This window comes from Streptomyces sp. NPDC000594 (assembly GCF_040299965.1).
Lineage (GTDB): Bacteria > Actinomycetota > Actinomycetes > Streptomycetales > Streptomycetaceae > Streptomyces.
In genome coordinates, this window is the sequence record NZ_JBEPCY010000001.1 from 359,033 (window position 1) to 377,032 (window position 18,000).

The window sequence follows — 18,000 nt, forward strand, 5'->3', positions numbered from 1 at the left end:
CGCTATCACCCGGGGATGGGGCCGCGCCCCCGCCCGGACGCCGGAGCGCTCACACCGCCCTCGCCAGCGAGAGGGCGAAGCGTCCCTCCGTGTCCGTCCACCACTCGGCCGGTTCCCAGCCCGCCCCGGCCAGCTCCCGGCGTACCCCCTCCCGGCGGAACTTCGCCGACACCTCCGTCCGCAGCTCCTCGCCCGCCTCGAAGGGCACCACCAGATTCAGCTCCGGGATCTTCACGGTCACCGCCGTCCGGGCGCGCAGCCGCATCTCGATCCACTCGTTCTCCCGGTCCCAGAGCGCCACATGGTCGAAGTCGGCGAGATCGGCGTCGGCGCCCAGCTCCCGGGCCAGGACCCGCAGGACATTACGGTTGAAATCCGCCGTGACCCCCGCCGCGTCGTCATAGGCGCGGACCAGCGTCTCCTCGTCCTTCACCAGATCGGTGCCGAGCAGCAGCGCGTCCCCCGGGTCCACCAGCCTCCGTACCCCCCGCAGGAAGCGGGCGCGCTCGGCGGGGAGCAGATTGCCGATCGTCCCGCCGAGAAAGACCAGCAGCCGGGGCCCGGGGCTGTCGGGCAGCTCGGTCAGTGCCGTGAAGTCCGCGATCAGTGCGTGGATCCGCAGTCCGGGGCGTTCCTCCAGCAGGGCCCCGGCGGCGCCCCGCAGCGCGCTCTCGCTCACATCGACCGGGACATAGCTCTCCAGGCCGGGCAGGGCGTCCAGCAGATGCCGGGTCTTCTCCGAGGAGCCCGAGCCCAGCTCCACCAGGGTCCGCGCCCCGGTCAGCGCCGCGATCCCGGGCGCCTCGCGGATCAGGATCTCCCGCTCCGCCCGGGTCGGGTAGTACTCCGGCAGCCGGGTGATCTCCTCGAACAGCTCACTGCCCCGGGCGTCGTAGAACCAGCGCGGCGGCAGCTCCTTCGGTACACGTGTCAGCCCGGTGAGCACATCGGCGCGGAGCGCGGCCCCGGTGGTGTCCTCGGGCAGGGTACGGGTCAGCAGAAACGGGCTCACGGCGAGGGCTCCTTGAGCGGGGAGAGCAGAACGTCGGTACGCGAGGCGACCAGCAGGGTCCGGTCGGGTACCTCGCGCCAGCGGGGGTCGTCGTCGTACGGCTCGGAGGCCACCACGACCGTCCCCTCCGTGTCGGAGAGCGACCACAGACTGTCCCCCCAGGCGGTCGCGGTGATGGTCGCCCCATCGGTGAGCAGCAGATTCAGCCGGGAGCCCGGAGCCGCCGCGGCCACCTCCTGCACGGTGTCCGCCAGTGCCTGCCCCGCCGGATCGCCGTCCCGCAGCTTCCGCAGCACCAGTGCCCAGAGCAGGGCGGCGTCGCAGCGGGCGGCCAGCCGCAGCAGATCCGTCACCGGCAGGGACCGGGCCAGTGGCGCCAGTGATCCGGGCCAGCCGGTCACCGCGCCGTTGTGGCTGAAGAGCCAGGGCCCGTCGGCGAAGGGCGCGCAGGCCGCCTCCCCGTCGGCGCCGGGTTCGGTGGCGTCCCGTACGGCGGCGAGCAGGCTTCCGCTGCGGACCACCCGGGCCAGATCCGCGAAGGTCGGATCACCCCATATGGGGCCGGTGCGGCGATAGCGGGCGGGTATCGGATCGCCGTCCGCGTGCCAGCCGACACCGAACCCGTCCGCGTTGACGGTGCCATGGCGCTGCCGGCGCGGTGCCCAGGACTGGCGCAGCAGCCCGTGCGGCGGAGCGGTCAGTACCTTCCCGAGCGCCTGCGGCGGCCCGATCCGGGCGATATGGCGGCACATCAGCGGGCCTCCTTCGTCGTCTCGGCGTCCCGCGCGGTCCGGAAGCCGGCGAAGATCTGCCGTCGCACCGGCAGGTCCCAGTTGCGGAAGGTGCCCCGGCAGGCCACCGGATCCACCCCGAAGGAGCCACCGCGCAGGACCTTGTGGGCGCCGCCGAAGAAGACCTCCGAGTACTCGCGGTAGGGAAAGGCGGCGAACCCGGGATAGGGCAGGAAGTCGCTGGCCGTCCACTCCCACACATCGCCGATCAGCTGCCGCACCCCCAGCGGCGAGGCACCGCCCGGATAGCTCCCGGCACCGGCGGGCCGCAGATGGCGCTGACCGAGATTGGCCCGGTCGGGGGTGGGGTCGTCGTCCCCCCAGGGATAGCGGCGCGAGCGGCCCGACACGGGGTCGAAACGGGCGGCCTTCTCCCACTCCTCCTCGGTCGGCAGCCGCCGCCCCGCCCAGCGCGCGTAGGCGTCCGCCTCGTACCAGCTGATGTGCAGGACCGGCTCGGTCAGCGGCACCGGCTCGGTCACCCCGAAGCGGCGGCGCAGCCACTGCCCGCCCTCGCGCCGCCAGAACAGCGGCGCGGTGATGGCATGGCGCCGGATCTGCTCGAAGCCCTCCGGCGCCCACCAGCGCTCGTCCCCGTAACCGCCGTCCGCCATGAACGCCAGATAGGCGCCGCAGGTCACCGGGGTGGTGTCCAGATGGAAGGCGGCGACGGTACGGCGGTGCGCGGGCCGCTCGTTGTCCAGGGCCCAGGGCTCGGTGGAGGTGCCCATGGTGAACGGGCCGCCCGGCACCAGGACCTCCGGGGGCAGCCCCGCCGTACCGTCCCGGGGCGGCTCGGGGGCGGTCAGTGCCACCGGGCCCCGGCGCAGCTGATGGGTGATCAGCATGGTCTCGTCGTGCTGCTGCTCATGCTGGGCGACCATCCCGAACGCGAACGCCGCGTCGGTGAGCCGCCCGCCCCCGGGTTCGGCGCGGTCCAGCACATCGAGCACCCGGTCCCGTACCTCCAGGGCGTACGCACGGGCCTCGGCCGGGGGCAGCAGCGGCAGCGACGGCCGGGTCGCCCGGGGATGCTCGAAGGCGTCGTACACCGAGTCGATCTCGGGCCGGAGCGCCCGCTGCCCGCCGACCGTGCGCAGCAGCCACTGCTCCTCCTGGTTGCCGATGTGCGCCAGGTCCCAGACCAGCGGTGACATCAGCGGGGAGTGCTGGGCGGTCAGATCGCCGTCGTCCACGGAGTCGGTGAGCAGCGCGGTGCGCGCCCGGGCCGCCGTCAGCGCGGCCAGCGCGCGTGCGCGGTGATCGGTCATCGGCCCGTCTCCGTCCCGGTCGTCGTCCTCCGCGCCCGCCCCAGCTCCGGTGTGCCGCTCAGCAGGTCGTCGGCGGGGCACCGGCCGCGCATCACCTGGCGTTCCTGGAAGGCGGCGACCGCGTCCTGGACGGCGGTGGAGGCGCCGATCCTCGGCAGGGCGTCGCGCGCCGCGGCGAAGCAGGTCCGTGCGGCGGACCGCAGCTCGGGATGGGAGAGCCCGTACCGGGCGGCGCTCACCCAGAGCGGGTTGCGCGGCGCGGGCAGCGGGCCCGCCCACTCCGCCAGCGGTTTGACGGCCCGGTAGACCGTCTCCGCCGCCTCCGGGTCGTCGAAGAGGGCGGCGGTCACCGCGAGCGGAACCGTCCAGCCGTCGTCCCCGGGCTGTGCGTCGATCATGCGGAGTTCGAGATGGCCGCGCGGCCGTACGGGAGGGAAGAGCGTGGACAGATGCTGCTCCAGGTCCCGCCGGGTCGGCCGGCGGTGGACTCCGGTACGGAGCCAGTCGCGGAAGCTCAGCCCCCGGGGGTGCACCCAGGGTCCGTCGGACATCCGGACGAACATCACCGGGATATCCAGGGCATGGGCCGCCCAGGCGCTCCTCGGCTCCCCGTCGAGCGGCGGCGACACGGTGCGCGCCCCGTCGAGACCGGCCCAGATCGCCTGACGGGTGGAGCGCCAGCCGGTGCGCCGGCCGGTCCGCGCGGGGGAGTTGGCGAACGTGGCGGCCAGCACCGCGCCCAGCAGATGGGCGAGCTGCCAGCGGCGGCCGTGCCCCAGCGGCCCCGGCTCGTCCTCGCCCGCGTCCACACAGACCTGTATGGAGGCGGAGGTGCACATCATGGCCCTGCCCCCGGGACCGGTGCGGTCCATGTACGCCTCCATGGCGTCGTAGCGGGGCTCGTGGCACATCCGGCGGGGGCGCTGCCAGGGGTCGATGCCTATGCCCGCCAGCACCAGGTCGTCGGCGTCGAGGGCGGTGCGTACGGCGGCCAGATCGGCGGCGACGGAGTCCACGCACGCCATCAGGGAGGCGGCGGGCCGGGAGCTCAGCTCCAGCTGGCCGCCGGGTTCGAAGGTCAGGGCCGAGTCCAGGGCCAGCGCGCGCACCCGGTCATGGGCGGCGACCAGCCGGTCGGCGGGGACCTGGCGCATCGGCGAGGTCCGCTGGTGGATCAGCCATTCCAGTTCCACACCCACGGTGGCGGGCGGGCCGTTCTTGAAGCAGATACATCGCAGCAGATGCTCCGCTTCCTCCTCGGTCAGCGGCCGGTCGTGGTCACCGGCGTCGGCAGGACACATGATCCGCTCCTTGGTTCACAGGACCTCGGGCAGGCACACAGTCAACCTAAAGCCAGGTCCGCCGCTCCGCACAAGACCGCCGCTGACCCCGCTGTTCCGGTTGCGCGGTGACCTGATACGCGGTGGCGCCGCGCGGGAAAAGCGTTTGCCGGGCGGTACGCGGGTCGCGCAGGCTCTGCCCCATGAGTGCGCGACTGCGGGGAATCGCCCGGCAGACCCAGGAAATAGTTGAATCAGGACAGTATGTGGCCCCCAATGGACGCACGGTGACCATCGCCGCCGAGGTGGCGGCTGCCCGTGCGGCGGTCCGGCTGTACGGGCCGGAGCCACTGTCCGTCACCCCGGACACCGGCCGTGTCACCTCCTTCGAGGTCACCGGGGAGTCCAGCACGGCCGCCGCGCGCCGGCTGGCGGAGCGGGACCCGGGCCCGGTCGCGGTGCTCGCCTTCGCCTCCGCCCGTAACCCCGGCGGCGGCTTCCTCAACGGCGCCCAGGCCCAGGAGGAGGCGCTGTGCCGGGCCTCCGCGCTCCACACCACGCTGCTGCGGGTCCCCGAGTACTACGCCCACCACCGGGCCGACCGTGATCCCTGCTACTCGGACCGGGTCATCCACTCACCCGGGGTGCCGGTCTTCCGCGACGACCGGGGCGGGCTGCTGGACACCCCGTACACGGTGGGTTTCCTGACCTCGCCCGCGCCGAACGCCGGGGTGATCGCCGGCCGGACGCCGGAGCGGGTGGCGCTGATCCCCCGGCTGCTCGCCGCCCGTGCCGAGCGGGTCCTCCAGGCGGCCGTCGCGGGCGGCTACCGCAGGCTGGTGCTCGGCGCCTGGGGGTGCGGGGTCTTCCGCAACGACCCGGCCCAGGTGGCGGAGGCGTTCCGGGCGCCGCTCACCGGGGACGGGAGTTTCGCGGGCCACTTCGACGAGGTTGCTTTCGCGATCCTGGACCGTACGGGGGGACAGCGCACCCTGGAGGCGTTCCGCCGGGTGTTCGGTCCCATGCCCGTGCCCGTACCCGCCGCTGGTGCCGTCCCGGTCCCGGTCCCGGTTTCTGGTTCGGTTTCGGGTCCGGGGGCTCAGCCCCAGCCGTAGCGCTCGCGCAGCCGGGCCGCCACCGTGTCGAAGCGGGGCCGGTCCAGGGCGCACGCCTCCCGTCGCATGCCCCGCTCATGGACCCGTAGCACCCGGTCGAGGTCGACCCAGGACTCCCGTCCCTCCCGGTCCCATGGCCCCACCCCGATCGCGACCCACTCACGGTCCCGGTCATGACGCTTGCTGGACAGCTGTACGGCCAGCAGGGTCCCCGCCCGCTCCCGCGCCACGATCAGCACCGGGCGGTCCTTGCCCCGGCCGTCCTGCTCCTCGTACGGCACCCAGGTCCAGACGATCTCGCCGGGATCGGGGTCGCCGTCGCGGTCGGGGGCGTACGAGGTGAGGACCGGGCCCACGGCGGCGGGATCGGCCTCGGCGGTGGCCGTCGCACCGGCCCGGCCGGGGGAGTCGGAGGCGCCCCCGGGGTCGAAGGCGCCCGCGGCGCCGGGGAAGTCGCTCACCCTCCCACCGTACGCAGCGTCGCCGCGTTCGCACCGTGGTGCCCCTCGGGGCCGGGGCCCTCGCTCAGGTGAGCAGTTCCGGACGGAACCCGTCCGGCCCGTCCGGCGGCCCCCGTGCCGGATCGACGCGACACCGCGCGCCGGCGCGCGGGCGCGGCAACCGCCCGTGACAGGGCGAGCGCGCCCAGTGAATATCCGGCCGTCGGCTCCGCTCCGGACGGCGGCCTCCGCACCCGATCCGCGACACGGCCGCCGAGGGACCATACGCGGGCAGGTCCGCTCGCGCCCCGTCCGCGCAGGTCGACCGCGATCACGCGGTGGTCGCACGCGGCCCGCGCCGGGGCCGCCCGGTGTCGGACGCGATGGTCGGCCATGATGCCGTGGACCGGCGGTGCCGATCGCCCGCTCCCGTCCCGGGCGGCCGGGCGCGGTCGCCCGCGGCTGTGGCCTTTCGGTGTGGTGGACGTCGTGGGCCGGCGGGCGGGAGGTCCGATCACGGGGACAAGGCGCCCGTATTTCGCCAACCTCCTTACGGGCGGGGGCGGATGTTCTGGAAGGATGCCCAGGGCGATGAGCCAGACACCCAAGCAGTTCGCCGAACGCTCGGTTCCCACGAGCGCCGATGTCGCCCGCTTAGCGGGGGTTTCCCGGGCCACCGTCAGCTATGTCCTCAACAACACGGCGTCGGTACGCATCAGCGAGCCCACCCGCCGCCGGGTCCGGGAAGCCGCCGAGGAACTGGGGTACGTACCCCACGCCGCGGCACGCAGCCTGCGTGCCGGACACACCAGGATGGTCCTGCTGCCCGCGACGGCCTTCCCGCACGGCCCGCAGTTCCACCGGTTCTTCCATGAACTCCAGTGGGCCCTGCGCCGTCTCGACTACACCGTGGTGCAGTACGGGAGTCTCGGCCTCGACGGCGACGACGCGGCCCGCGCCTGGGCCGAACTCCGCCCCGTGGCCGTGGTCTCGCTCGGCGATGTCGGCCTCACCGCCCATGGCGTCGACATCCTCAAACGCTCCGGAGCCAAGGCGGTCATCTCCCTCGCCCCCCGCCCGGTGGAGGGCGCCCACTCGCTCGTCATGGACCAGCGGGGGGTGGGCGGCTGCGCCGTCACCCACCTGGTGCAGCGGGGCAAGCGCTCGATCGGGGTGGTCATGCCCCGTGAACCAGGGCTGGAACACTTCGCCGAGTCACGGTTCGAGGGTGCGGCGGGGGCCGCCACGGCCGCGGGGGCACGGGTGGAGCCGCTGCCTCTCTCGTACGACGAGGAGTCCGCGGCGGGCCTCGCCCACCGCTGGCGGGATCTCGGGCTGGACGCCGTCTACGCGTACAACGACGACTACGCCATGCTGCTGATGCGGGCCCTCCAGGACGAGGACATCGACATCCCGGGGCGGACGGCGGTGATCGGTGCGGAGGACCTGCTGCTGGGCAGGCTGCTGCGGCCCCGGCTCTCCACCGTCCATATCGACCTGGTCACCGGCCGTTTCCTCGCCGAACTGGTCGACCAGGCGGTCCGTGACCCGGACGACCGGCCCAGGACGCGCGATCTCATGGGGGTACGGGCCGTGCACCGGGAGTCGTCCTGACCGGTGCGCGCGGCAGCGCCGCGAGGCGTCCCCGGGGCCGCCGGGAGGCCGCTTCGGGCCGCCGGGATGCGGAGCGGGTCCGGAGTGCCTAGCGTCACTGTCAGGAACCACTCCGACGGCCGTACCGGGACCGCGGGTCCCGGCGCCGCCCGGCGGAAGGACACTGCGATGACGAACGACTATCCGCGCCGCTTGGAGATCCTGCTGGTGCCCGAGCATCTGGAGGGCCGCCCGGACCACGACGGGGCCGCCCATGCCTCGGCGGTGCTGCGTTCCGCGACCGTCATCGCCACCGGGGACGTCGGAGCCTCCGGCTATCCCCGGTACGAGGGTGAGGGCATGGTCGCCGACATCGATCCCGCGACGCGGACCGTGGAGGCCCTGCTGGTGGACGGCGCGGAGATCGACTACGGCCTTTCGGTACGGGTGGCCGACCCGGAGAGCTGAGCGTGCCGAAAGGCTCCCGCCCGGTTACTTCTCCCGCCCGGGTGGCTGCCCCGGTTACTTCTCCTGTCCGGGTGTCTGCGCGGCTTACTTCTCCTGTCCGGGTGTCTGCGCGGCGGACTGCCCCTGGGCCGCCTTCGCGGCCTCCTCGGCCGACCGGACCGAGGCGCGGACCTCGTCCATGTCCAGCCCCCGGGCCTGTCCGATCAGATCGTCCAGCACGCTCTCGGGAAGCGCGCCCGGCTGCGCGAAGACGGCCACGTTCTCCCGCACGATCATCAGCGTCGGGATGGACTGGATGTCGAAGGCCGCCGCCAGCTCCTGCTCGGCCTCGGTGTTCACCTTCGCGAAGACGAGATCGGGGTGCCGCTCCGAGGCCGCCTCGTACACCGGCGCGAACTGTCGGCACGGACCGCACCATGACGCCCAGAAATCGATCAGGACAAAGTCGTTGTCCGAAACAATCTGATCGAAATTGTCCTTGGTCAGCTCAACCGTGGCCATGATGCGGAAACCTTCCTCAATGTCGTCACTCGGACCATTCGCCCCTCACAACCTCCGCCGGAGCGGCCCTATTCCCCCTGCCCATGTGGCCGGGAGCCACACCCCGGACCAGACTGTCCCTATGACCGATGCTGTGGAGTACGACGTGGTGGTCCTGGGCGCGGGCCCCACCGGGGAGAACGTGGCCGACCGGGTACGGGCCGCCGGACTGAGCGCGGCCGTGGTGGAGAGCGAACTCGTCGGCGGCGAATGCTCGTACTGGGCCTGCATGCCCAGCAAGGCCCTGCTGCGCCCGGCGATCACCCGCGCCGACGCCCGCCACACCCCCGGGCTGAGCCACGCGGTCGGGGGTCCCCTGGAGACCGAGGCCGTCCTGGCCCACCGCGACGCGTTCGTCTCCCACTGGAAGGACGACGGCCAGGTCGCCTGGCTGGACACCACCGGCGCCCGCCTCTACCGGGGCCGGGGCCGGCTCGACGGCCCCCGCCGCGTCGTGGTCGACGGCCCCGGGGGTGAGCGGCACACCCTGACCGCCCGGCACGCCGTCGCCGTCTGCACCGGCAGCCGTGCCCTCCTGCCCGACCTCCCGGGCCTCGCCGGGGCCGGCGCCTGGACCAGCCGCGAGGCCACCAGCGCCCGCGCGGTGCCCGGCCGGCTCGCCGTCATCGGCGGGGGAGTGGTCGGCGTCGAGATGGCCACCGCCTGGCAGGCCCTCGGCTCCCGTGTCACCCTGCTGGTCCGCTCCGGCGGGCTGCTCCCCCGGATGGAACCCTTCGTCGGCGAGCACATCGCCGACTCCCTCACCGAGGCGGGCGCCGACATCCGCTGGAACACCTCCGTGACCGCCGTGGAACGCCCCGGCGGCACCGGCCCCGTCACCCTCGTCCTCGGCGACGGCGAACGGCTGGAGGCCGACGAGGTCCTCTTCGCCACCGGCCGCGCCCCGCGCACCGACGCCATCGGCCTGGAGACCGTGGGCCGGGAGCCCGGCTCCTGGCTGCCCGTGGACGACAGCTGCCGGGTCGAGGGCAGCACCTGGCTCTACGGCGTGGGCGACGTCAACCACCGCGCGCTCCTCACCCACCAGGGCAAGTACCAGGCCCGCATCGCCGCCGCCGCGATCGTCGCCCGCGCCCAGGGCGTCCCCCTCCTGGAGACCGACCGCTGGGGAGCCCACGCGGCCACCGCCGACCACGCCGCCGTCCCCCAGGTCGTCTTCACCGACCCCGAGGCCGCCGCCGTCGGCCTCTCCCTCACCGAGGCCGAATCCGCCGGCCACCGCGTCCGCGCCGTCGACTACGACCTCGCCTCCGTCGCGGGCGCCTCCCTCTACCGCGACGCCTACCGCGGCCACGCCCGCATCGTCGTCGACCTCGACCGCCAGATCCTCCTCGGCGCCACCTTCGTCGGCCCCGGCGTCGGCGAACTCCTCCACTCCGCCACCATCGCCATCGCGGGCGAGGTCCCGATCGACCGCCTCTGGCACGCGGTCCCGGCGTACCCGACGATCAGCGAGGTGTGGTTGCGGCTGCTGGAGTCGTTTCGAGGGTAGGAACTGCCGTTAAAGCCATACTGCCGTCGTCGGGTGGTGTGACACGGGACTGGTGAGCGTGATGGTGGATCACCTGCTGCTCCGCAGGAGATCTGCGGCAGTGAGCTCGACCCGCTGGGTGTCAGCGTCGAATCCGAACATTCGAGTAGGGAGGTTGAGGTACTCGGATTTCGAGGGATAGTGGAAGTAGAGGATCTCTCCGCATACCGGCGCCACATCCCTCATGATCGTGTCTTGGCAGGTGCCCAGTACGGTGATGCCGTGTTCCGCAGCGACGCTACTGATCGCGGTGAGGACCTCACGTCGGTGCTCCTGGCCCAGCGAGTCCCCAAGCTCGTCGAGGATGAGGACTCTGCCTTGGGCGTTTGGCGCTGCGAGTAGTGCCGCGAGGACGAGGTTGATTGAGAAGAGTTTCTCCTGGGCGGTATTGGTGACGGTGTCGTAGGGCAGAAGGGGCCCGTTCGGGTTGCGCTGCCAACGCGGTGTCACAGAGCAGCGCCAGGTGTGGTCGGTGTCTGAGGGTGGGTCAATCTGGTATAGCAAGTCGGCGCCGAAGCCCCGGGCGGCCTGATCGAGGCGGTTGAGTGCTTTGGCGATGCTGTCGAGGGCACTGCTCACCCGCTGGCTGATCGCGGCCTGGGTGGTGTGGAGCTGCTGGGCGAGCTTCTCGACGGAGGCAGCGATGAAGGAATGCTCGTCTTCCCGTCCCTTGCGCACAGCGGTTACTTCGGCTTCGGCGTCAGCGTCGATCGCTTCGTTGTCGGTGAGCCAGTCGACGAGTGCCCGGAGAGTTGTGTCGACCCACAGTTCAGGAGCAGCGTCGCCAGCCTCAACCGCTCGGGCGAGCGCACTGGTCGGATAGCCATGCGCACGGTGCTGCAGCCGCAGGACAGTTCGGCAGCCATCGACGACACTGACGTACGCCGCACGCAGATCAGCAGCGCTGCGACGCTCGGCTGGTTGGCCGTCCACGCCTACGGCGGGTGGCACGGGTGCCTCGGTCAGCAGTCTGTCAGGGTTTTGAGGCATCCATTCGGATGGCCAGTTGATGAGGAGACGTGCCGCTTCCTCATCACCACTGTAGTCAGATCGGGCCTTTCTCAATGCTTCGTTGGAAGTCGCCGCAGTAACGTCGGCATGCTGTACGTCGAGTTCCTTGATCTCCTTGGCTGCGCGCGCGATCTCCTCGGTGAGGACCTTTATTCGCTCCAAACGGCCAGCGACAGCCGCTTTGGCATCGGACCATGCTTCACCGGCCAGTTCGGTTTCCTTCGCCAGCTCCACAATCACCTCGCGGAGATCTGCCAAGTGTTGCGTTCTGGAACGGCATTCCTCCTCAAGGTCCGGGAGGTGCTCCGCTGCCTTGGCGCAAGCGAGCTGGTCCTCAGCGAGCTCAGTTCGGAGGGTGATCTCTTCGATCTTCGCGGTCTGCCGCTCGGCCTCGGCACGTGCCTCGTCCCTGCATGCGCGCAGGTGGGCGCAGATGGCTTCGCGGCCGACCACGGGTGAGGGGAACGCCCCGACGATGTGAGTGCTGAGCAGGTCGAGCGCGGCATGAGGTGGCGCTCCGGTCCACGTGCTGTGGATCGACAGGGCGTGCAGGAAGCCGCGGACGGCTGAGGGCGCGGCCTTGATACCAGCAGGAAGCGCGCCTACCTCTGACGTATCGTTACGGAAACTCTCCACGCTGGCAGGCGAGGCGATCACCATCGCGCCGGGGATGTCCCTTAGAGCTTCCAGCGCGTCAGCGAGGCGAGTTACGGGCACGCAAACAGCTTCCTGCCATGGCTGGAGGGCTGCCTCCCATCTGTCCCGTGTGTTGACGTCGAGTTCGATCCGGTCGTGCACGCCTGCGGCTTCAATACCGACGGCGTCGAGGACCGCGAGGATCTCGCCGACTCGCCCCGCCTGTCCCTGTTCGGCCTTGCCGAGTTCTTCGAGGAAGTGCTTGACCTCACGGTTGGCGAGAACCCGATGAGCCTGGGCTTCCTCCTTTCGTCCTGTCAGATCAATGATCCGCGCCACAAGCTCGGCGCAGGACTCACCCGCGTGACGGCCGGCCAACCTCCGTTCAACTTCCAGCTTGCCTTCGGCCTCCATGAGGTCGGTTTCCGCGGTCTTCGCTTTGGAGCTCTGTTCGATCAACTGGGTGTTGAGGGCCTTATGCTTGTCTCTGGCATGATTCTCGGCCTCCTTGAGTTCCTTAGCGTTTTTATTGGCGTCGAGTTGCTCGCGCAGCCTTTGGTCGGCGGCGCGGGCTTCTGTGAGTCGCGACTCCAGGTCGGGGAGCAGCGTGCGAGCGCTAAGCACCCGAGCGGCAGCATCCAAAACAGCACGGGCACGAGACGCCTGTAGATACCTCTGAGCTTCCTTCACCTCGCGCCGCAGATCGTTGCGTATGGCGACTGCTTCGAGGACCGTGTCCTCACGGGCCAGGTCGGAGGTGTGTTTCTCCAGAGCCCGGTGGTACTCCACCCGCCTCTCATCCAGTTCGCGGCGCTGTTTCGTGTCGTGCTCCAGCAGGGTGGACCGGCCGGAGAGAGCAATGAGGGCATCGCCGATGCGGTCAGGGGAGTAGGTCGCTGCCTCAAGCTTGAGCAGGGACGGACGTGATCGGACCTGGCCCCTGGAGGCGACATATGCCAGCACCTTCGGGGAACGCCCGTAGAGCTGCTGCGCGTAGTCGCTCGACCCCAGTTGCTGGCTCCCCACCTTCCGGTAGAAATCCGTTGCGGCATCGTGGCGCTCGGTGTCGGTGCCCTCTGTCAGGAGGTGCATGCCGGATTGGTGTCGGACCTGGACGTGCGGCTGGTCGTTGCTGATCTGCAACCAGACCGTGTGAGGACGCTGGCCGTGTAGGTCTGTGAACAGGCCCACGACGTATCCACGTTCCGCGGCATCGACCAGGTGGGCAGAGGCGCCTGCAATGACGGGCTCGAAGAGCATGTTGGTGGCGTTGGCCGTGCCGTTGCCAGTGATCTGCCACTCGGGATCCCCCAAGAGCAGGGCGACCGACGCCAGGAAACTCGTCTTCCCTGACTCGTTGGAGTCCTTTGGTCCGCGGCCGGTGACGGCGACAAACGTGCTGGGAATGAGCACCACTGGGTCGCTGGTAAGCCTGGCGATGCCGAAGGTCTGCACCACAGTGAGCTGGCGGGTGCCGATGATCCCGGTTGGTGTGTCGCTCTCGGTGTCTGCGGTCACTGGTCATCCTCCCGGGGCGCGGGGTCGGTGCGCTCGGCAGCGCGACGTTCGGCGATGGCACGGGCGAGATGGCCCCCGGGTCTGCCTGCAAGGATCAGGTCCTCCCAGAGGGCGCTGGTGCGGGCGGGGCTGAGGCGCTGCAGAGCAGGGCCGGGGATGTAGTTACCCTTGCCCATGGTGTCCACCATTCCGGCGGCACGCAGAGTGCGAAGCGCCTGGCGGATCGCAGTCTGGGTTAGCGCGCGGTTTCGGGCCAGTTCGTTCACGGTCACTGGATGCTGGTCTGTGACCCACTGCTGGTGGGTGTGGCGGCCTTGGGCGCGTGGCAGAGCGACGGTGTGGACGAGCACCAGCGCGAGCACGGCGCGCTCAGTCTGGTCGAGCGTTCCGATGTCGGCGGCGCGGAGTGACGCCGCGATGCGGTCAGGGTAGCCGGTGGTCCAAGTGCCGTTTGGCGTCGTGACCAAGCATCGTCCCAGCCCAGAGAGAATGTCCTCGACCCTGGACCTGGTCTGCGGATCGGCAAGAGCCCGAACCTCACGCTGGGTCAGCGGACCCCGGGCGGCCTCCAGCGCAGTCACGGTACTCCGCGCGATCTGCTCGCTGCTGGAGACCGTGGGCAGGCTGGGCTCGGTCAGGTCGAGCGGGGGCGTCGGCTGGGCCTCGGGGGCCGCTTGTCCTGGTGATGCGCCGCTGGGAAGCTCGGGCAGGCGATGGTGCCCACGGCGCAAGGCCGCGACCACCGTACTGGGAAGGCAGGCTACGGCCGGTCCAAGATATAGCAACGGGCCATGTGAGGTGATCAGGTCATGTGCGGGAAGGATGCGCTCGAGTGCGGCGGACACCCGCTCGGCATGGGCTCCTAGCTGCCGACACGCCGTGGTGATCCTTTCCGCGCTGAAGGGCAGTCCGGGATAGAGGGGAACAGTCGGGTCCGGCCATGCCGCCTTCACGCACATCGCGAACACCAGTGTCACCAACCGCGGTAGTGGGGAAGGGGCTTGTTTACCCAAATGCTCCTCATTGGGGGCGTTGCCCACCGGCCAGCCCAACTGCAGGGTGGATCGTGTCTCCCCGGCTGCGCGCAATTCCAACAGTGCGCGTCCCGCCAGGGCCGCTGCCTGCGCGGACTGTGCCGTGATGGAGGCGTCGCCTGGAGCGACGACCCGGCCGGCGGCGCGGATGGCAGCGAGTAGGAGCCCTGCCTTGTACGAGGGCTCATCCGGCATTTTCGCCCTCTCCGGTGGGCAGATCTTGGCGGACAGTCACTTGGTGGAGGTAGGTGACCGACGCGGTGGAGTCCACGCGCACGGGGACGGCGATGTCCACCCAGTAGGGGAGGGCTGGGTCGGCATGGCAGTCCAGGATGTCCACCAAGAGACGTGCCGCCCCAGGCCAGCCACGCTCTTCGAGTGTGGCTGTGACGTCCGCCCCTTCGGAGTCGTCGATGAGGTCATCCATCAGGATTCTGCGGCGCTTCCTCTCGACCACGTCGGCGTCTTCCAAGGCGGAAAAGGGATCCGAGGGAGTGCCAGGGCGGGGGGTCGGCGGCACGGGACGGCCCTTCTCAGCGCGTGCGGGTGTATAGGAGGCCGCAGTGTCCACCACGGCTTGACCGTCCCACCATGGCAGCGGCGCATCCGCGATCAACAGCTCACCGAAATGTCCGAGCCGGTTGAGGCCAGCGGTCCGTGCCAGATGGAGGTACTCGCCGCTGCTGAGGACATCCAGGTTCAGACTGCTGCCGCCCTGCTCGAGTACTTTGCGGACTGCGGCGAGCAGTTCCTGGCGGTAGATCTGCGCCGCTTCGAGCAGCGCGGCGGCAGCGTCCTCCAGAACCATGCGCCCGGAGAACGCCCGTGTGACCAGTTCGTTGAGCTGGATCACCTGGCCGTCGAAGTCTGTGTGATCGTGACGGCGTTGGGTGAGGACCAGTTCCGCAGGGGTAGCGGTGGCCACCTGCCGCTGCAGGTCGAGTGCGAACACCATCAGGCCGTGCCGACAGGTGCGCAGTGCCTTGAGCGCCTCGTCCGGATCAGGATCTTCACGCCGCAGCAGGTCGCGAGTTCGGTCCAATAGCCCGATGAGCTCGTCCACGCCGCCATGGAGCGACAGCCGCTCGGCAGCGATCGCTCCGGCCAGTCCGGCCGGACGCATGACGTACCTGTCCTGGTGTGCCTTGAGCACGTAAGGTTCCAGGAAGCTCATATCAATCAGCAGACCGAGACGCGACTCGACTACAGCCTCCGGCCAGCCCCGCCCGGACGGGCCCAGAAGCTCGCGCAGCTGGGCGCGGGTAAGCCCGCTCAGCGCGGCGTGCTCTGCGAACACGGCCACAACATCGGCTGCCAGCTTAACCATTTCCGGGTCTTTGACCACGACCTCCCGGTTCGCTGCCAAAGGTGCCAAGAACGCACGCCAGTTGGTCATCCGCTCGGTCGGTGCCAGCAGCGCCACCTCGTCTTCGGCGTCGTCCCAGGACAACTGGGTGCCGCTCATGTCGTTGTCCTCTCCACGTCGGTCGGGCGGGCAGGTATCGAGGGCAGCAGCGGTGCCAACAGCTTGGGAAGGTGGGGGAGAACCGAGGTGTACTGGTTCTCCTGCTCGAACGACTCCCCAGTCCCCGCAACTGCTAGGGCAAGGTCCCGGAGGTCGTCGGCGACTCGGCCGGCGAGATCGGCTGCAAGCTCCCTGTCCCGGGCCTTCTCCTGCTCGGGGTCCTTCACACGTTTGCGATACGGACCTCTGTGCCACTCGGCCACACCCATTCCCACCGCTTGTACCGGGCGGCCCAGCTTGCGTGTCAGGCCATCGACGATGGCGATGCCATCGGCATCGAGGTCGCACCAGGCGGCTACGGGACGCGGTGCCAGCCAGTCCAGCAGCGCGACGAGTTGATCGGACACGTAGCCGCGGCCCCACACGCACAACCAGCGCGAGGTCAGTTCAGGCAGACGTCTGCACACGGCACCGAAGGTGTCGGAGTTCTCAATCACGAGGATGCCCTCTGCCCAGCATGCGGCCTGACCAAGCAGATGCAGACTTCGAGCGGGCAGCCCGACCCAGGGTTGAACGATGGAGGCGTCGGCTGCGACCTCGCCAATGCACCATGACAGCGGGCCCTTGACCCGCAGGTCGGTTTCCTCCTCGTGCACCGCGTCCTCGAACTCCACCCCCAGCAGGTTCGCGAAGGCAGCCTGCTGCTGAGGTGTCCACCGCTTGGAGCCTCCGAGCGCAGATGCCGCGAGTTGCTTGAGCGTCACCTCCTTCTCGCCTTGCGCGCGCAGTTCCCACCAGTCGGCGGCAGCTCGGACCGCCGCCTCGTATGCCGTCCAAGCGCGGGTTCCGCTTCGGCTCGCCTCGGGAACCACCAGCCCGGCATCGGCCGGCACCTGTTCCAGCAGTCCGCGCTCCACTGACAGCTCCGCCACCGACTGCATGCGGGCGAGTAGCTCAGCGCGGGCGCGCTGAGGCTCGCGTGCTCCAAGGAGGTCAACAATGCGCTCGGGTGCCTGCTGTGCCCACGACTCCGTCAACCGCCAGTGAAGGGACTTACCGAGGGCGAGTAGTTCGTTGACCTCGCGGCGCAGCACCACGCCTCCGCTGCGTACGAGCTCTGTCGCCACCTGGTCGGCCGCGGCACCGAACCGCCGCACCACGACATTCCATGACCGTCGCTCCGCTCGGAGCACCCACAGCAAGTCCTTGTCTGTCAGGACGGGAGGTGGTTCGAAGAGACCGACGGGCTCCGCTGATACCAAGTCGACCTCGCGCACACGCAAGCGCCTGCGCCGATCTCGCGGCAGCCGGTCCTCGCCTGTTCTGCGGACCGGAACCGTGACCGCGCGCAACCCGGCTGGCATGCCGTCGACGCCAACCGTCAACCGACCGTACGCCTCTCCGAACAGAAGGTTTCCGGTCGTTCGCTCTCCCATGCATCCCTCCTCAGTATCCGAGAACGGCCCTCGGACTGGCTCGCATTGCCTCGCAGCCCGTAGCGTTAAGGTGTAGATCTTAGGGAATGCCTGTCGCATGTTTCATGGGAATCGTTCTTTACGTCCGCCACCCGGAAACAACTTGGCAGCTCCTCGGCCTGCGTACGGGGAGGATCGTCGTCGCGGACATTAGCCGCAGGTCCCTAGCAGCCGTGCTGTGCACGGTGACCGTGGTACGGCACAGGGCACGGGTCTGGCGATGGCCACCTCCGACAATGATCCAGGCCTCGGGGCTGACGATCAGGCTGAGTGAGACAACCGACGCTGTCACTCGGCTGGGAAGAAGATCGGCGACCTGATCCGACAGGCTCCCCCTTGCTGGATTCCACAGGGCCACCCATTTGTTTCAAAGTGATCGACTTGCCTTCACTGATTAGGACGTGGAGGGCGTGTCGGATTAGCCAAACGTGTGGTGGGCGCCGAACTCGCGCCGGTTGCTCGTGCTCAGCGCGTACGGCAGCAGTAGCGCCCAAGGGCATCAGTATCTTGCTGATGCTTGTGGTGCGGCGGCTATGGTGTGTCATTTACGGCGGTTGCCGGAGGCGTACCAGGGTTGAGTACACATGGAGGGGCCACAGGCTCAGAGCACGATCGAGCGTGAGACTGAGAGACCGCAAGGAGGCCCGTCCGCAGGGGGAACTCCCGTGGGTGCAAGCACCGGTTGAAAGCAAGTCAGATGGTCGTGATTTGCTACGGGCTGCCGTGATGCGCCCAGCCGGGTACGAGTGTGGATCTCAGTCGGTCCGTGCACGCATGCTGGAGCGGGATCCGGGCCGCA

Annotated in this window: 15 protein-coding genes; 5 read left to right on the top strand and 10 right to left on the bottom strand. The window is 69.9% G+C overall.

Translation table 11 applies throughout. From position 1 onward, the window contains the following. Window positions 1-49: 49 nt before the first annotated feature. From egtD to egtA, 4 genes are read right to left on the bottom strand one after another with little or no spacing between them, the layout of a single operon-like run. Entirely contained in the window at window positions 50-1,012 is a 963-nt protein-coding gene (gene egtD, locus ABT354_RS01210; RefSeq protein ID WP_351487252.1) for an L-histidine N(alpha)-methyltransferase, read from the bottom strand. Beyond that, window positions 1,009-1,764 (bottom strand): ergothioneine biosynthesis protein EgtC, encoded by a 756-nt coding sequence (gene egtC / locus ABT354_RS01215; protein ID WP_351487255.1) that lies wholly within the window; start codon window positions 1,762-1,764, stop codon window positions 1,009-1,011. Before egtC ends, egtD begins: the two co-directional genes overlap by 4 nt. Continuing rightward, entirely contained in the window at window positions 1,764-3,074 is a 1,311-nt protein-coding gene (egtB, locus tag ABT354_RS01220; protein ID WP_351487258.1) for an ergothioneine biosynthesis protein EgtB, read from the bottom strand. The genes egtC and egtB overlap by 1 nt, the downstream gene beginning before the upstream one ends. Beyond that, window positions 3,071-4,375 carry an ergothioneine biosynthesis glutamate--cysteine ligase EgtA gene (egtA, locus tag ABT354_RS01225; RefSeq protein WP_351487260.1) on the bottom strand — a complete coding sequence of 435 codons (1,305 nt, stop codon included), beginning with the start codon at window positions 4,373-4,375 and terminating at the stop codon, window positions 3,071-3,073. The genes egtB and egtA overlap by 4 nt, the downstream gene beginning before the upstream one ends. Window positions 4,376-4,557: 182 nt before the next feature. Here egtA and ABT354_RS01230 point away from each other — a divergent pair, with 182 nt between their 5' ends. Next, complete coding sequence (locus ABT354_RS01230) at window positions 4,558-5,469, top strand: TIGR02452 family protein (RefSeq protein WP_351487262.1); 912 nt, start codon at window positions 4,558-4,560, stop codon at window positions 5,467-5,469. Here ABT354_RS01230 and ABT354_RS01235 read toward each other — a convergent pair. Next, window positions 5,454-5,930: a type II toxin-antitoxin system PemK/MazF family toxin gene (locus ABT354_RS01235; RefSeq protein ID WP_351487265.1), complete on the bottom strand. Its 477-nt coding sequence runs from the start codon at window positions 5,928-5,930 to the stop codon at window positions 5,454-5,456. The two genes, ABT354_RS01230 and ABT354_RS01235, sit on opposite strands and share 16 nt — an antisense overlap. A gap of 570 nt (window positions 5,931-6,500) precedes the next feature. Here ABT354_RS01235 and ABT354_RS01240 point away from each other — a divergent pair. Further along, window positions 6,501-7,523, top strand: a complete 1,023-nt coding sequence (locus ABT354_RS01240; protein WP_351487268.1) for a LacI family DNA-binding transcriptional regulator — start codon at window positions 6,501-6,503, stop codon at window positions 7,521-7,523. A gap of 168 nt (window positions 7,524-7,691) precedes the next feature. Then, window positions 7,692-7,970 (top strand): hypothetical protein, encoded by a 279-nt coding sequence (locus ABT354_RS01245; RefSeq protein WP_351487270.1) that lies wholly within the window; start codon window positions 7,692-7,694, stop codon window positions 7,968-7,970. An 84-nt stretch (window positions 7,971-8,054) separates the two neighbouring features. Here the strand turns inward: ABT354_RS01245 and trxA are convergent, their stop codons facing one another. Next, window positions 8,055-8,471 carry a thioredoxin gene (trxA, locus tag ABT354_RS01250; RefSeq protein WP_351487273.1) on the bottom strand — a complete coding sequence of 139 codons (417 nt, stop codon included), beginning with the start codon at window positions 8,469-8,471 and terminating at the stop codon, window positions 8,055-8,057. A 121-nt stretch (window positions 8,472-8,592) separates the two neighbouring features. Here trxA and ABT354_RS01255 point away from each other — a divergent pair, with 121 nt between their 5' ends. Then, window positions 8,593-10,023 (top strand): dihydrolipoyl dehydrogenase family protein, encoded by a 1,431-nt coding sequence (locus ABT354_RS01255; RefSeq protein WP_351487275.1) that lies wholly within the window; start codon window positions 8,593-8,595, stop codon window positions 10,021-10,023. A gap of 69 nt (window positions 10,024-10,092) precedes the next feature. On the opposite strand, the gene ABT354_RS01260 is transcribed toward ABT354_RS01255, so the two are convergent. Continuing rightward, window positions 10,093-13,227 (bottom strand): coiled-coil domain-containing protein, encoded by a 3,135-nt coding sequence (locus ABT354_RS01260; protein WP_351487277.1) that lies wholly within the window; start codon window positions 13,225-13,227, stop codon window positions 10,093-10,095. Then, entirely contained in the window at window positions 13,224-13,493 is a 270-nt protein-coding gene (locus ABT354_RS01265; RefSeq protein ID WP_351487279.1) for a hypothetical protein, read from the bottom strand. The genes ABT354_RS01260 and ABT354_RS01265 overlap by 4 nt, the downstream gene beginning before the upstream one ends. A gap of 9 nt (window positions 13,494-13,502) precedes the next feature. On the opposite strand from ABT354_RS01265, the gene ABT354_RS01270 reads away from it, so the two are divergent. Then, window positions 13,503-13,637 (top strand): hypothetical protein, encoded by a 135-nt coding sequence (locus tag ABT354_RS01270; protein WP_351487281.1) that lies wholly within the window; start codon window positions 13,503-13,505, stop codon window positions 13,635-13,637. Window positions 13,638-14,445: 808 nt separating this feature from the next. Here the strand turns inward: ABT354_RS01270 and ABT354_RS01275 are convergent. Both ABT354_RS01275 and ABT354_RS01280 read right to left on the bottom strand, forming a co-directional pair. Continuing rightward, window positions 14,446-15,726, bottom strand: coding sequence for a hypothetical protein (locus ABT354_RS01275; RefSeq protein WP_351487284.1), 1,281 nt, complete (start codon window positions 15,724-15,726; stop codon window positions 14,446-14,448). Next, window positions 15,723-17,162, bottom strand: coding sequence for a Wadjet anti-phage system protein JetD domain-containing protein (locus ABT354_RS01280; protein ID WP_351487287.1), 1,440 nt, complete (start codon window positions 17,160-17,162; stop codon window positions 15,723-15,725). The genes ABT354_RS01275 and ABT354_RS01280 overlap by 4 nt, the downstream gene beginning before the upstream one ends. Between the last annotated feature and the right edge of the window lie 838 nt (window positions 17,163-18,000).